At 36.0% G+C, this 14,257-nt stretch carries 15 protein-coding genes and 1 tRNA gene; 8 read left to right on the top strand and 8 right to left on the bottom strand.

Annotation, left to right across the window (positions count from 1 at the left end):
• Positions 1-329: 329 nt before the first annotated feature.
• Entirely contained in the window at positions 330-1,475 is a 1,146-nt protein-coding gene (locus FFU37_RS02985) for a site-specific integrase (protein ID WP_138488684.1), read from the top strand.
• A 7-nt stretch (positions 1,476-1,482) separates the two neighbouring features.
• Here the strand turns inward: FFU37_RS02985 and FFU37_RS02980 are convergent, their stop codons facing one another.
• The gene (locus tag FFU37_RS02980; protein ID WP_138488683.1) at positions 1,483-2,040 is read right to left on the bottom strand and encodes a hypothetical protein; all 558 of its coding nucleotides are present in this window, start codon (positions 2,038-2,040) and stop codon (positions 1,483-1,485) included.
• A 257-nt stretch (positions 2,041-2,297) separates the two neighbouring features.
• Here FFU37_RS02980 and FFU37_RS02975 point away from each other — a divergent pair, with 257 nt between their 5' ends.
• From FFU37_RS02975 to FFU37_RS02945, 7 genes are all read left to right on the top strand, one after another.
• The gene (locus FFU37_RS02975; protein WP_138488682.1) at positions 2,298-3,173 is read left to right on the top strand and encodes a hypothetical protein; all 876 of its coding nucleotides are present in this window, start codon (positions 2,298-2,300) and stop codon (positions 3,171-3,173) included.
• A gap of 82 nt (positions 3,174-3,255) precedes the next feature.
• Positions 3,256-3,501 carry a helix-turn-helix transcriptional regulator gene (locus FFU37_RS02970; RefSeq protein WP_008170945.1) on the top strand — a complete coding sequence of 82 codons (246 nt, stop codon included), beginning with the start codon at positions 3,256-3,258 and terminating at the stop codon, positions 3,499-3,501.
• Positions 3,494-3,787: a hypothetical protein gene (locus FFU37_RS02965; RefSeq protein WP_138488681.1), complete on the top strand. Its 294-nt coding sequence runs from the start codon at positions 3,494-3,496 to the stop codon at positions 3,785-3,787. Before FFU37_RS02970 ends, FFU37_RS02965 begins: the two co-directional genes overlap by 8 nt.
• A gap of 3 nt (positions 3,788-3,790) precedes the next feature.
• Positions 3,791-5,557, top strand: coding sequence for a replication endonuclease (locus FFU37_RS02960; protein ID WP_138488680.1), 1,767 nt, complete (start codon positions 3,791-3,793; stop codon positions 5,555-5,557).
• A gap of 298 nt (positions 5,558-5,855) precedes the next feature.
• The gene (locus FFU37_RS02955) at positions 5,856-7,070 is read left to right on the top strand and encodes a DUF262 domain-containing protein (RefSeq protein ID WP_138488679.1); all 1,215 of its coding nucleotides are present in this window, start codon (positions 5,856-5,858) and stop codon (positions 7,068-7,070) included.
• On the top strand, positions 7,067-8,134 hold the full coding sequence (locus FFU37_RS02950) for an AAA family ATPase (protein ID WP_138488678.1): 1,068 nt from the start codon (positions 7,067-7,069) through the stop codon (positions 8,132-8,134). Before FFU37_RS02955 ends, FFU37_RS02950 begins: the two co-directional genes overlap by 4 nt.
• A gap of 1 nt (position 8,135) precedes the next feature.
• A complete protein-coding gene (locus FFU37_RS02945) occupies positions 8,136-9,032 on the top strand; it encodes a type II toxin-antitoxin system RelE/ParE family toxin (protein WP_138488677.1) in 897 nt (298 codons plus the stop codon).
• A 64-nt stretch (positions 9,033-9,096) separates the two neighbouring features.
• Here the strand turns inward: FFU37_RS02945 and FFU37_RS02940 are convergent.
• From FFU37_RS02940 to galU, 7 genes are all read right to left on the bottom strand, one after another.
• Positions 9,097-9,171 (bottom strand) — tRNA-Arg (locus tag FFU37_RS02940).
• 72 nt (positions 9,172-9,243) lie between these two features.
• Positions 9,244-9,918 (bottom strand): FlgO family outer membrane protein, encoded by a 675-nt coding sequence (locus FFU37_RS02935; protein WP_138488676.1) that lies wholly within the window; start codon positions 9,916-9,918, stop codon positions 9,244-9,246.
• 8 nt (positions 9,919-9,926) lie between these two features.
• Positions 9,927-10,628 (bottom strand): FlgO family outer membrane protein, encoded by a 702-nt coding sequence (locus FFU37_RS02930; RefSeq protein WP_138488675.1) that lies wholly within the window; start codon positions 10,626-10,628, stop codon positions 9,927-9,929.
• 13 nt (positions 10,629-10,641) lie between these two features.
• Positions 10,642-11,235: a FlgO family outer membrane protein gene (locus FFU37_RS02925; RefSeq protein ID WP_039484754.1), complete on the bottom strand. Its 594-nt coding sequence runs from the start codon at positions 11,233-11,235 to the stop codon at positions 10,642-10,644.
• 48 nt (positions 11,236-11,283) lie between these two features.
• A complete protein-coding gene (locus tag FFU37_RS02920; protein WP_138488674.1) occupies positions 11,284-11,874 on the bottom strand; it encodes an SPOR domain-containing protein in 591 nt (196 codons plus the stop codon).
• A 107-nt stretch (positions 11,875-11,981) separates the two neighbouring features.
• Entirely contained in the window at positions 11,982-12,665 is a 684-nt protein-coding gene (locus FFU37_RS02915) for an SPOR domain-containing protein (RefSeq protein ID WP_024594911.1), read from the bottom strand.
• Between the two features lie 700 nt (positions 12,666-13,365).
• Complete coding sequence (galU, locus tag FFU37_RS02910; RefSeq protein ID WP_024594910.1) at positions 13,366-14,244, bottom strand: UTP--glucose-1-phosphate uridylyltransferase GalU; 879 nt, start codon at positions 14,242-14,244, stop codon at positions 13,366-13,368.
• Between the last annotated feature and the right edge of the window lie 13 nt (positions 14,245-14,257).

Genomic DNA, 14,257 nt, shown 5'->3' with positions numbered 1-14,257 from the left:
GGCAGCTTTTTACTTTTGAGCGAAAGTTTCAAAGATTACTAAAGAACTAAAGTTGGCCAAACAAGTAGCTAGTATCGCTTCGTTTTGGATAAAGATTAGTCTTTGATTTAATTGGTAGCCCCTGCAAGAATCGAACTTGCAACTGCCCCTTAGGAGTGCATTTTATTGATGTATTCCTATAAACCACAATGAACAACCAAAAACAAATAAACAACATAAACCATTGTTTTAAATAAACTAAAAATAAAATTAAAAATACATCATTGTTCTCCCTTGTTCTTTGCGGCACAATGCGCTTGCTACATATGTGCTACACAGGAAGAAACAGCATGCCAGTCAAAGCCAAAATAACATTATCTAGTATTAAAGCTTTAAAACCTGCCGATAAACGATTAAATGATACTGAAATAGCAGGCTTTCATGCTCGCATATCTAGTGTAGGAGCAATCTCTTACTTCTTGTTTTATAGGCACAAAGGCAAACAAGTAAATTATCACTTAGGTTATGATGGGCAAATTACTCCAGCACAAGCTAGAGACTTAGCTAAAAATAAAATCGCTGAAGTAACCCAAGGTATTAATGTTCACGAAGTAAAAAAGCAAGACCGCATTAAAACAAAGCAGTCTAAGCTATCCACCCTGCAACACTTTTTAGACGAAAAATACTTCCCTTGGCTGTTATCTCGTAATCCCAAAACAGCAGAGAAAACAAAAAAAGCCTTTCAATCAGCTTTTAGCAAATTTATGGATTTTCAGCTATCGGCTATTACAGCATGGGAAGTGGAAAAATGGCGTAATAAACGTTTGGCCGATGGAATAAAACCAGCAACTACAAACCGCCAACTAAATTTAATTAAAGGCTGCTTAAGTCGTGCGGTCGAATGGGAAGTTATTGATAGCCACGATTTACAAAAAGTGAAAGCGCAAACTGTAGATAACGCCAAGGTTCGCTATTTATCAAAAGATGAAGAATCCCGTTTACGTGAAAGTCTTGCTAAGTTCGATATTAAACATCTTACCACTATCGTTATCCTCGCTATTAATACAGGTATGCGTAAAGGCGAGATTTTATCGCTCCAATGGAATGACATTAACCTAGAAAACAAAGTACTCACTGTTGATTTTCAAAATGCTAAATCGGGAAATACTCGCCATATACCTTTAAATACACAAGCATTTAATGTTTTGAGTGATTGGCAAAAGCTATCGGGGAATATTGGGTATGTATTTAAAGATAGCAATCAACAACGGATAATAGATTTTAGATATGATTGGGCGGCTTTGTTGGAAGATGCAAACATTACCGATTTTAGGTTCCATGACTTACGCCACCACTTTGCAAGTAAGCTAGTAATGGCAAGTGTTGATTTGAATACAGTTCGAGAGTTGCTAGGTCATAGTGACCTAAAAATGACGCTAAGATATGCACACTTAGCGCCAGAACATAAAGCAGCAGCGGTTAACTTGATTGGATAAGTTTTAATTAACTCCAGTCTTCCCAACGCTTTCCTCTTGCATGCCATGGAAGTGCGGGTTGGCTTCTAACTTTTTTACACCTACCATTCTGGATATGAAATGTTTCTATGAGATCAAAAACGCGTTTAACCTTGCGGTTATACCTAATTAAAATAAAAAGAAGAGGCTCTGGAGAATCACCCCATTGGTCTTTTACTGCATTTAAGTTATCTTCATAATAACGATTATCTGAATAAGAAACAAAAACCGAAAACTCGCAATCTTCCTTTGCAGCTTTTAATTGACGTACCTCATTTACCTTCTCAATATTTCTAGGTTCAGCCCATTCCCACTCTAAATTAGAAATTATTTTTTCATCATTATCTTTAATTACTGCATCAGTCCTATTTCCATGTTCAAAATACATAAAATAGCCTAAAAGGTCAGAAGCTGTTCTAGCACAGATACCGATATGTGTAGTCCACTCAGCTCTAGATGCTTTTTCCTTGTGTTCTTTTGTTAAGGGAAAGTCCCTGTACCAAAGTACATTAAATAAAGTAATAAAGTCTCTAGTAATACGTTTCAATTTTTTCCCCTTTTATCTACGATTAATCTTTAATATTAGACCTAGTAAAATAAATTTATGTTCTAAAGTTTATGTTGCATATTTATAATAGGCCGCGCTCTCATTGACTCAAAAGCGAACTTCCCTTTCCTTAACATATAATTACTTTTCCTGTGTGGCTATACACAACTTACTTTTTACTTAAGTTGTATTTTAAAGCAAACTTTTATTATCATCTTGCATAAACAGTAAAGTATAATTTTTAAAAGGACATTTTTTTGAAGAAGTACTACAAGCTAACTGAGCTAGATAAAGCCTATGATATATCAGTTGATGATGCCCATTACCTAAATTCAGAAACTGATATTTCGTTTTGTCTCTATTGTAAAACATCAGATATAATTCTAGGTGGTTACAAGGAGTCTAAATTTTTTGGCTTTGGTAAGGCTACTTATTCAGGTTTAATAAAATTAACTAAAGCACAGCAAACAACAATTTTTGAAAGTAAAAAGCTTAGCTTAACTAAGTCCACTCTTTTGCAGAAAGATAAAGTAACTAACTACAGTAGTCGCTATCCTTACTCTTTAGAGCTACCAAACAAAATGTTTGAAGATTGGCTTGCAGCACCTTTTGAAAAAATACCGCTAGTAACTATTCCTTTCTATTTTCAGCCTGAACAACGACAAAGTATGTTAAAGCAGTTTTGCAAAGGGATTTTTGACATATCAGATAATAAAGAAAAGCTAATGGAAAAAGCATCCGCTGTTTTTGATCCATCACAACCCGTTCCTGATGAACTATTCCCAACGTCAAAAATATTCACATTCGATGATGTTTGTATTGAGCCTGATGAACTCGAAAAGGCTAAACATTACTTATTTGGCAATAAAGAAGAATCAACAAGTAATACTAAACTTCGACCTATTGATGTCATGCTGATTAATATACTTAATGAATTCCCTAACGATAGACCAAGTAAGATATGGGAAAGATTAAAAGAGGATTTAAGTAACGAGCCACGTAAATTAGATACTAATGAGATAGTAGATGAAGTGGGTAAAGATACACTTTATTGGTTTGACCATAACGCTGAAATTCAACAAATAAAAAGAAAGAGCTTTTATAACTTAGTCAGTAGATTAAAAAATAATTAAAGTCATAACTCCTCGAAGGAGTCCTAGGACTAAACACCACACTTAAAGTCCTCCATGAACTTAAACGTACATGGAGGCTATCATGCCAACCACCACAAACAAACGCGCATTATCAGAAATAGAAACAGCCGAATATATCGGTATGAGTCGCTCTTTCTTACGTCAATCACGTATGGAAGGCAATCGCACTAATAGAACCCCTGCCCCACCATTTATTAAAATTGGTCGCACTGTTCGTTATTTAAAAGATGATTTAGATAACTGGCTAAATAACTTTTGTCGCTTAGAGCATTTAGGTCAAAACCCTAACGGGGGTGATCATGCCTAAGTTAACTAAAGAGCAAACGCGCCTGTTAATTTGGTTATCGTTAGAAAATACATATTTCGAAATTTGCCGTGAAATTGGTTACTCATATCGGCAAAAAAATGGACTACATACCTATGTTAATAAGCATGGCCAACCGTTTAAATTTGATACGCGTACACTTGGAAAGCTAGTTAACGAAGAACTGGTAACAAGTGAAATAATTTATCATTTTGGCGTTAAATATGAACATTACTTTTTGACCAAAAAGGGTCGTGGTTTTGTGTTTGCTTACGCTAACCCTAAATAACCAATGAGTATCTTTAGAGAAACATTAATTGCAAAAGCGATTAATGAACAAGACGATATTTTAACGCCGTATTTAGAACTCGTTGATAAGTACGATGCGGCGTTTTTAACGAAAAAATTAGCGCCATTTTCCAATAAAATTAAAAGCACAATTTTAACTGATGCTTTTAACAAGCCTAATAACTTTGAGCGCAATCGCCATGTTTTAGATACCACGAATAAGCTTTATAAACTCTTACCTAAAAAACTCGCTCACCTATTTTTTTGCTTTGATGATGACATTAACAACATAGCGAAAGAGTGTGCAAACTATTGCCGCCAGATTGCCATTAACCCCGAAAAAGTTAACTTCCTTTACTATCAAACTAAAAACAAACAGCAAAATGATAGCGAACTAGAGCGAACAGTTTTGCGTGAGTTTCGTAGTACTAAAATCACTAATAGCGAAACCAATAGCGAAAAATCCGCTGTGTTTCGCTCTGCTAATACCGAAATTAGTGGCGAATTCGCTGATGCCAAGCAAAAAGCCCTTTTTGATTTTTTATCAAACTACGCAATTAAGTTTGGTGTTTCGCCTATAGAGCCTAAAAACAACATTAAAATATCAGGCTGTATAAAACGCTATATCGATAACCGTTGGTGGCTACGAAAATTTCGTAAACTCATTACTCAAGCAAACGAAAAAGCAGCTCTGCATTTAAATTTCGTAAACAGAAAAAGAGAAATCTATGCAAGTAATATAACAACTCAAAATCGCATTACTCAGCGCCAACGAAATGATGAGTTACTTAGCTCAACTTACATACTTAACGAGCAAGGGCAACGCTACTCGTTAAAAGAAATATCCGACCTAAATGTATCAAACCCTAAGATACGAAAGGATGAATTACTATGTCGTGCAAGAGGCTTTGAAGACCTAGCGAAAGAGCTAGGCCATGAAGCACTTTTTATTACGGTTACCTGCCCTTCTAAGTACCATCGTGCCTTTTCAAAGTCGGGAGCTGCAAACCCTAAGTGGGAAGGTTTTATGCCTGATGAAGCCAATAGCTATTTAAACCACCAATGGCAAAAAGCCCGTGCAGAGTTTAAACGTCAAAATATTGCGCCTTATGGTTTTCGTGTAGCAGAACCACAACATGACGGCACACCGCATTGGCATATGCTGTTTTTTATTGAGAGCGAAAAGCTTGACGCATTAAAGGCAATTATTCGCCATTACGCGTTAGAAGTTGATGGTGACGAAAAAGGCGCAGCGGAAAACCGTTGTGACTTTAAACAAATCGACCCAAACAAAGGCTCTGCAACTGGTTATATCTTAAAATACATAGCGAAAAATATAGATGGTGAAGGTGTTGGCGAAGATAAATTCGGTAACGATTCGCTACTCGTAGCGCAACGTATTGATGCGTGGGCATCGTGTTGGTGTATTCGCCAGTTTCAACAAATTGGCGGTGCTAGCGTGTCTGTATGGCGTGAATTAAGACGTTTACACTCAATATTTAATGATAAAAAAGATAGCCTACTAGAACAAGCTCGCTTTGCTGCTGATAACAGTGATTGGAAAGGCTACATACTTGCTATGGGCGGTTTACACACAAAGCTAAAAGATAGACCTATCAAATTACATTACGATTTAAACATCGTTGAGGAAACTGGCGAGTGCTTACAAAGTTATTATGATGGTGAGCTCATACTTAAAGTAAAAGGATTGTGGTTCGCTGGTAAAGCTATAATCACAAGGCACTATTCATGGAAGGTAGAAAAGGCATAACCTAAAGCTAAAACGTAATAGCTAAAGCTATCACATTTAGATAAAATTACAGTTAAATACTACATTTCAAATAGCTAAAGCTACCTATTGAGCTTTAGCTCACATCAAATACTATCTCAAAGTCCAAAATAACCTTTAGTTCACTATTTGCCAGAATGGCAAAAAAGATCTTACTTGGAGTTCTGTAAATAACTGTACTTTAGTTTGAGCCTATATTAAGTGTGGTATCTTGTTAAGGTTCTATTATTATAAAATTTGTATAGAATATAAAAAATGACTTAAGTAATAGGGATTTCTCTTGGAAAATATAAATATTGATGCTCCTCGACTAACAGATGATGATTTTGAAGAGGAGTTTGAAGAAGAAATACTTGAGCCCTTTGATCCAGAAAAAATATCTATCGAACAGAAAGTTGTATCTATGGATGCAATTAAGAGAAGGTTGAAACAAGGCTCTATTCGCTTATCGCCCGACTTTCAGAGAAACGAAGTTTGGGATGAAACTCGTAAAAGTCAGCTGATAGAATCTATTATGCTTAAAATCCCTTTGCCAATGTTTTATGTATCTGCAAATGAGCAAGGCGAATGGGAGGTAGTCGATGGCCTACAAAGATTATCTACAATTAGAGATTTCTTACTGTTAAGTCCACTGACTGGTTTGCCATTAAAGTTACAAAAGCTAGAGTTTCTACAAAAGAAATTTGGTGCAATGACATTTGCGCAAATGGAAGAAGATCCAAAGTGTCAAAGAGTACTAAATACTATAATGGAAACGGAGTTAAGGTTTACTGTTATTAACCCCGGAACACCTGAAGATGTAAAACGCAATATTTTCAAAAGAATCAACACTGGTGGACTACCATTAACAAGCCAAGAAATAAGGCATGCGTTATATCAAGGAACTTCAACTGAGTTGCTAAAACAATTAATGGGGAGTCAATATTTTATCGACGCCATTAACTCAAAAATAAACGATAAAAGGATGGCAACAAGAGAGCTAATCCTTCGCTTTGTCGCATTTTATATATTTGATAAGGTTGATTATAAAGCTAGCCTAGATAAATGGCTTAGTGATGCAATGAGAGTAATTAATTTATTTCCAGAGCTTGAAGAACGTAAACTCATAAAATTATTTCCTGAAAGCCAGATCCCAGTAATAAAAACAAATTCCATTGATGAAATTAGGTATAACTTTGAATTAGCAATGTATAGAGCTAAAAGGTTATTTGGTGAGCATGCTTTTAGAAAGTCTACAATTCATGATGATAAAAAGACTCCTGTGAATAAAGCTCTCTTCGAATGTTGGTCAAACATTTTATGTAAACTTTCTGAAGAGGACTTTAATAAGCTACTAAAAAATAAAATTGAATTCAACAGGGACTATAAGCAACAACTATTGAATGACGATTTAATTAACTCTATTAGTAGACATGCTTCACAAGCAGTTAGAGGTGTTAACTTTCGGTATAACACTTTCAATAGCTTAGTTAACAAATATTTGGAAGTGTTATGATTGAAACATTAAACCTAGTAAATTTTAAATCTTTTGTTGATTTAAAATTACCACTTAAACCGTTGACAATTCTTTCTGGTTTAAACAATTGTGGGAAAAGTTCAATTATACAATCACTAAGAATGTATGAAAGAGCATGCAATAATAGATCACCTTTACTAGAAGGTTATGGTTCTTTAAAGGAACTAAGATCAAAGTTCGCAAACCCAAACGAACCAATAGAGATAAAGCTATGCTTTGTTGATAAATCAGATGATAAACTCATACTTCATGAAGATGAATCAAAGCAAGAAGCTCCTAGGAAAAAACCTATATTATCTTTTATATCAGCTGATAGACTTGGCCCTCAGACTTATTTGCCTCTAAGTAATAGTTTAAGCTTTCCTACCATAGGCGATAGAGGTGAATATGTATATGAGTTTATTGACAAGCTATCACTTTCTATAGTTCCAGAATCGATTCAGCATGAAAATGGTGAAGGAGATACACTTCCTTTAGCTATAAAAGGATGGTTATCTGAAATATCTCCTAATGTAGAATTTCAATATAAACTAAATCCCAAGGTTGATATATCACAAGCTACATTCGATGAGTTCCGACCTAAAAATGTTGGCTTTGGAATAAGTAATGCTCTTCCTATAATTACTACAATTTTAGGACATATAGCTGAAAAACCACTGCAGGGATGGGATGATGACTGGGGTGATAAGTGGGATAAATTAAGAAAAAATAATACTATCATTATAATTGAAAATCCTGAAACCCACCTTCACCCCAAAGGTCAAACTGCTATGGGGGTTTTACTAGGTATTGCCGCTTCTCACGGCATACAGATGATAATTGAAACTCATAGCGACCATTTGATGGATGGCATTAGACTTGCCTGCAAAGAGAAACATGTTTCGCACTCTGATGTAGTTTTTCATTACCTATCTAAAGAAAATACAAAATCCGAAACAACGATTCAAACTCCCAAGATGGACGAAAACGGGAAGCTAAACTTTTGGCCTAATGGTTTTTTTGATCAATCAATGAAAGTAAGAGCTAAATTAGCAAGGAAGTAATATGGATCATTTGCTTTGTATTAATACAAATAGCTTTCCAGCAGATTCTGAACAGTTAGCAGTTGAGCTGTTTGGTGACGCTCTTCAGGGCGTATTGGAATTATTTATAGAAGATAACGATAGAGTCATTTTTTATTTAGATGCTTTAAAAGATTTATGTTTGCATGAATTAGAGCTTTGTGAGGGGTTTACATATAATGACTTCTTAACTTACCTTGAGGCTCAAAGCGAATTTGACCTCCTATCAGTTTTATTAGAAATAGAAGATAAATCTCCCGCCTTAGATTTTTTTAATGATAATGAATTGGATGAAATTGGCAACTTCACATATTTTCTTCCCAACCAAGGTATATATCAATTTTCTGATGTTTTTAGTATATCTGATCATCTAAGTGCAAAACTCTTAAGCTTGAACACTTCTCCAGAGTGGAATAATCATCAATTAGAGTTTAATAAAACACAGAACGGTGAATACAATCATAATACTTGTATCATTGATAATATCTCTACAAAAGCGCATGGTAGCCTTTTGTATGAGATATATAACTCACTACAATTAAATACGGCTTGTTCTACAGCATTAATATCTAATGAAGTCTTAAAATGGTTTTCTGAATTAAATATCGAAAACAAAAATATTGTCTACAAGAAGCTAAGCTACTGCAATGAAAGAAACTTCAGAGGCAATGAGCCGCTGTTTAAATCAATTGTTGGAACACCAGGCCTATGGGAAGTCAGGTTCAGTGCCTTTTCAGGAGGAGCGATTAGGATGCTTTATAGAACTTACAATAATAAGAATATCCTCTTAGTAGGTTTCATTAAAAAATCTGACAATGAAGGATACAAACAAAATATACAACAAGCCGAAGATATATTTATCAAAACATACGCAGCTTGAGCTACACATGTGCTACACAGAAAGGTGGGAAGCAAGGGTTAAAACCGTAACTCATTGATTTTTTTGGTAGCCCCTACAGGAATCGAACCTGTAACTGCCCCTTAGGAGGGGGCCGTTATATCCATTTAACTAAGAGGCCACAAATAAGCTGTGTGCTTAGAGGTGTGAATTATAACGGCATCTGGTTTTTTATATCAAGCGACAACTGAACTTAATTACTTGATAAGTATATATCTTCTTTATTTAGTACATAAATTGGGATTAGTTTTCGACTACTCGCGACGATTTTTTTTGTATGCGCGTTAATTACACGTGTATTTACAACAACAGCATCACTGCGATAAATTAATGTACCCGCTAATACATGGCTCGCCATTTGCTCTTCGCTAAGCTTTTCAATATCACGCGAGAAAGCAAAATCACCACGGCTATTTACATCTATTGTTTGGGTTGTTTTAAAATCAACCACGCCATAACCAAACTTTTGTAACTGATGAATTAACGTTTCAGAAATTTGATTACCCAATTGGTTGCTTTTAGTAAGCGATGAATCAAGATCTACTAAGGTAGTAACGGCAATATTAATATTGGTGTCGGTATCACTTTCATACTCAAGCGTATCAACCAGATCAAGTGCCATTTGCTCTACATAGTTAGCAAGTGTTTTATGGTGCTTAAGTGGTGTGAACTGCTGAGATGGATCGTATTCAACTTGCGATTGTATCGCTTGATTATTATAAGCAATATTAAGCTGATCATTACCACCGTTTACTGTGTAATCTGTTCGTGTTGTGCTTTCGTTATGCTCATTATTATGCGTCATTGAGCAGCCTGTTAACCCAATTAAAGTAGTAAATCCAACGATAGTAATTAGTATATACGACATAGTTAGCCTCACTTGCTTGCTTGCTTAAGCATTATGCCATCAGTGCGGTAGTTACTATTAAGTGCATCAACAACTGACTGCGGAATAAAACCTTGCGCAGTGCCTACTACGGCTTTGCTTTGCAGCCCAATAATACGTGCATTTACAAGGACTCCTCCTTGACTACTCACTAATGTTCCAGCGAGTACGTATTTAAAGTTTTGATCTTGGTTAAGCTCTAAATAATCTCGACTAAATACAAAGTCTCCTTCAGGTGTAACACGCATGTAGTCGGTTGTTTTAAAGTCAATAACGGGTATACCAAAATTATGTAGCTCGTGCATAAAACTTTCTGATATTTGATTACCCAGTAAACTACTGTCATTAAAATCATCATCTAAAAATACAAAACTTGAAACAGCTAATGGTGTTTTTCCATTAACATATTGCAGATTTTCAACCATGTCTTGCATTATTCCGCGTACATAATGATTTATGTTCTTTCGCATTGGCGGAGTCGGCTTAGTATGACTATTTTTTTGAGCAAAGTCCGATTGAAATAAACGGTCATTGGATACTGGATCTGCAACATCACGCTGATTATTAACGAGTTGCATTGTTTGGTTATTATTTTGAACCTGGGCTTCATCTGTACCTGTATCCATACCATTTAGTATATGCGAACAGCCAAAGCCCAAAGGTAAACAGAGGGTAATTAATAGGTTTCTCATTTTGTGCTCCTGATTAGTATTCGCTGCGGTATAAGTAGCCATCGCGTTGCTGTATTTTTTCATTGCCCCACATTACATTAATTGGGATCTCGGTACTTCCCGCAGAGAGCACCTGTTTATTTTCTATATTCACAAGCCGTGCATTAACTATGTATGCGTGCTGCTGGCGAGTCACTGTTCCTGTGATAACTAAGTCAATATTTTGGCGATTACGTAATTTACTTAAATCGCGACTTAAAATACTGTCTGAGTTTTCTGATAAAGAAAGGTTATTCCCAAGTCTGTACTCAACGGTGTGATAACCTAGTTGAGTAAATTGTGTAAGCAGACTTTCTTGGATCTGCTGACTTAAGCCTGAGGCCTGCCCAGTCACTAATTTTGTATCTAGTGCGTCTGCATAAAAGAAGCTACTAACGCCAACACGTGCATTAGCATTTAACGCTCCATTTAGGTGGTTAAGTTGCGACGTTAAATTAACTACATAATCATTAACCGTAAAAGGAGCCATGGCCGCTTTAGATGCATTTGTAGGCACACTTGGTTCTGGTGGTGGCACCAAGTTGCAAGCAGCTAAATTTAAAAATAATAAAGGCAGTAAAAGGCGCATAATTGCCATCCTCTTCAAAACATACTGAGGATGAAGCAATTTGTATGCCTATATCGTACTTCTGTAAGGTTGTTGAACATAATAGCTAACAAAACATGTTACTTGTTGCTTTATAAGGGCTAAACAATCACTTTTTGCGTCCGCTGAATTACTATAAGCACCTAACTTCAATCGATAAAAAGTTGTGTTATTAACACTTACGGTTTCTACATTTATCTCAGTGGGTGAGATAATATTTTGTGGTATTTTTTCTTGGAATTCGCTGAGCTTCTTATGCAATGCATTTTTATTTTTAAAAGCGGCAATTTGTAAAGCAAACAATGCCGAGTGGGTTTTTAATATACTTTCGTTATTGACTTCATCATTTACAAGACTATTTAGAGAATCAGAATCATTCAGTTGTTTTAGATTAGTAGCAAGCTGCGTTAATTTATTTTCTAACTTGAGTAGCTCCTCTACTTTTGGTTGAGAGCTTTCCCATTGTGCCGCAGAGATTTTGAGCTGCTCTAAATCAGACTTTTCAATAAGAATCGGTTGCGGGGTTGCTTGAGTCATTTTAACTTGTTGAGATGAGTTACATGCAGATAAAACAAGTACACCCATTAGCATCATGCATTCTAAACTCCATTTTAATAACATTTAACTTCCCTAAAATGACGTTGTTTAGGGGGTTATTTATCCCCTAAACGTATTTAATTATGAAGGGTGTATTTTATGGATAAACAATTTTTAAGCAAGTTTCTTAACTACAGCCTTACTGGCTTATCGGTGTAGTTACTTACTATGCAATCGAGTTTATACAGCTTGAATACGTCACAGTCTGCTTTTGCATTTTTAAAGTTTTGGTAAGAGCCAAGTTTTAGCCTGTAAAACATTTTGTCGTTTATTTTGGCGGTTTCTACGTTAGTCAATATTTTGTCTCTAAACAACGGTGCTGCTTTAGTATTTAGCTCTTGCCATGCTTTAGCCACACCTTGCTCTGAGTCAACCGAAGCTACCTGCAAAGCAAATACATGTTTTGGTTTATTTAATTTTACAGCTTGTTTTTTATTACTGTAGTTTTGTTTAACTTGTTGGCGTGATTTAACATTACGTGTGTTTCGAGGTGAGCGTACAGACTTGCTGCTATACCCTTGATTAGACTGCGCAATAGCTTTGCTGTTTATAATATCAATATGATTTACGAGGTAAGTTATTTCTTTTTCTAATCTTAAAATTCGCTCTATACCTTCGCGTGCTTGTTGCCACTGCATTGCAGCATCTTTTAGTTGAGCAAGCTCCAAGGCTGTAATTGACACGTAGTCTGGCGAGTTACTTTGAGGTTGTTCGTCAATGGTTTTTATTTCAGGCGTAACGCTGCATGCTGTGCCAAATAAAAGCATTAGCAAGCTAAGTAAAAGCCCAATGTTATTTTTTTTATATATAAACATGTATTTGCTGTCCTGAAAGCAGTGTTTTCACTACATTTCAGTTAAACATTCTCACAAGAAAGCGTTTAACTTTATTTAAGCTGTGAGCTATAAAACTTAGCTCTTCGCATGCTTGTCAGTGTTTTGTAAAACACAACGTTGCATACTCCCACCCTTCCTTGAGAGCATTATTTAATACAAATTCAATGCCAGTTAACACAAACTTTACAACATAAATAACAATATGTCTGTAATGACTTAAAAACTTTTATTTTAGAGCTATTCCTTTCCTTATTTTATTCTAGGGCATGTTGACCTTTCAGAATTAAAATTTGTTCAATCTAGGGGCCATTTAATCGCGGCGCGAGGTTTGTAATCTAGTGGGCTCGATAACTGCTCCTGCGTTATTCTACTGACTTACATCCCTGTAAGAATAAGTAAAAACCGAGTAAAGCTTCCGCGTCCTGCTCACGCCCCTTACCTACATCCATGTAGGCAACAAAGAGTAAATTGCCCCGAGGCAGAACCCTTCGGGCAGCGCATGTTTGGCATCTATGCTACGTTATCGCCTATTTATGGGGAATAACCACACTACATAGGCTCTGCCTTGCCTAAATACCAAACAGCCTGCTGCAAATTTAACCTCGAAAGATAAACAGGCCCTGATAAAACTCATAAAAAAGGCGCCGATATAGGCGCCTTTCATGATTTACATTAACTGTTAAATCAGTTTTTTAATAAATGACTTTAATTCATCAGCAAATTCATCGCGACGAAGTGCAAATTCAATAGTTGCTTTTAAATAACCAATTTTACTTCCACAATCGTGGCTACGGCCTTTTATAGCGTATGCATCTACTTTTTCGTGTTCCATTAACATCGCAATTGCGTCAGTTAATTGAATTTCATTGCCTGCTCCTTGCGGAGTTTTTGCAAGTAACGGCCATATGTTTTCGCTTAATACGTATCGACCCACTACAGCTAAGTTAGATGGTGCTTCGTCTACTGGCGGTTTTTCTACCATATTAAAGATTGCTGAGCTTTCACCTTGCTTTAGGTCAACATCGCCTAAATCAACCACACCAAACTTATCTACTTCATCCATTGGTACTGGCTCAACCATTATTTGGCTATGCTTGTTTTGCTCAAAATTAGCGATCATTTCTGCTAAGTTATCTTTTTTAAGATCGCTCTCTACATCGTCAATAATTACATCCGGTAGAATAACTACAAACGGTTCGTTACCAATAATAGGCGCAGCACAACTAATAGCATGGCCTAAGCCTTTTGCTTCACCTTGGCGTACGTGAATAATGGTTACGTCTTTAGGGCAGATTGCTTGCACTTCGGCAAGTAGTTGCCGCTTTACACGCTTTTCTAAAGTAGCTTCTAGTTCAAAGCTCGTATCGAAGTGATTTTCGATTGAATTTTTACTTGAGTGAGTTACTAACACTATTTCTTTAATGCCTGCAGCAACGGCTTCGTTTACTACATATTGAATTAAAGGACGGTCTACCACTGGCAGCATTTCTTTAGGAATTGCTTTAGTGGCTGGTAACATACGAGTACCAAGGCCTGCTACTGGGATCACTGCTTTCATTTTATGTTTTCCT

The organism is Pseudoalteromonas distincta (assembly GCF_005877035.1).
Classification (GTDB): domain Bacteria; phylum Pseudomonadota; class Gammaproteobacteria; order Enterobacterales; family Alteromonadaceae; genus Pseudoalteromonas; species Pseudoalteromonas distincta.
Note: the sequence above shows the minus strand (reverse complement) of the source record. Positions and strands in the feature narration are given on the sequence as shown.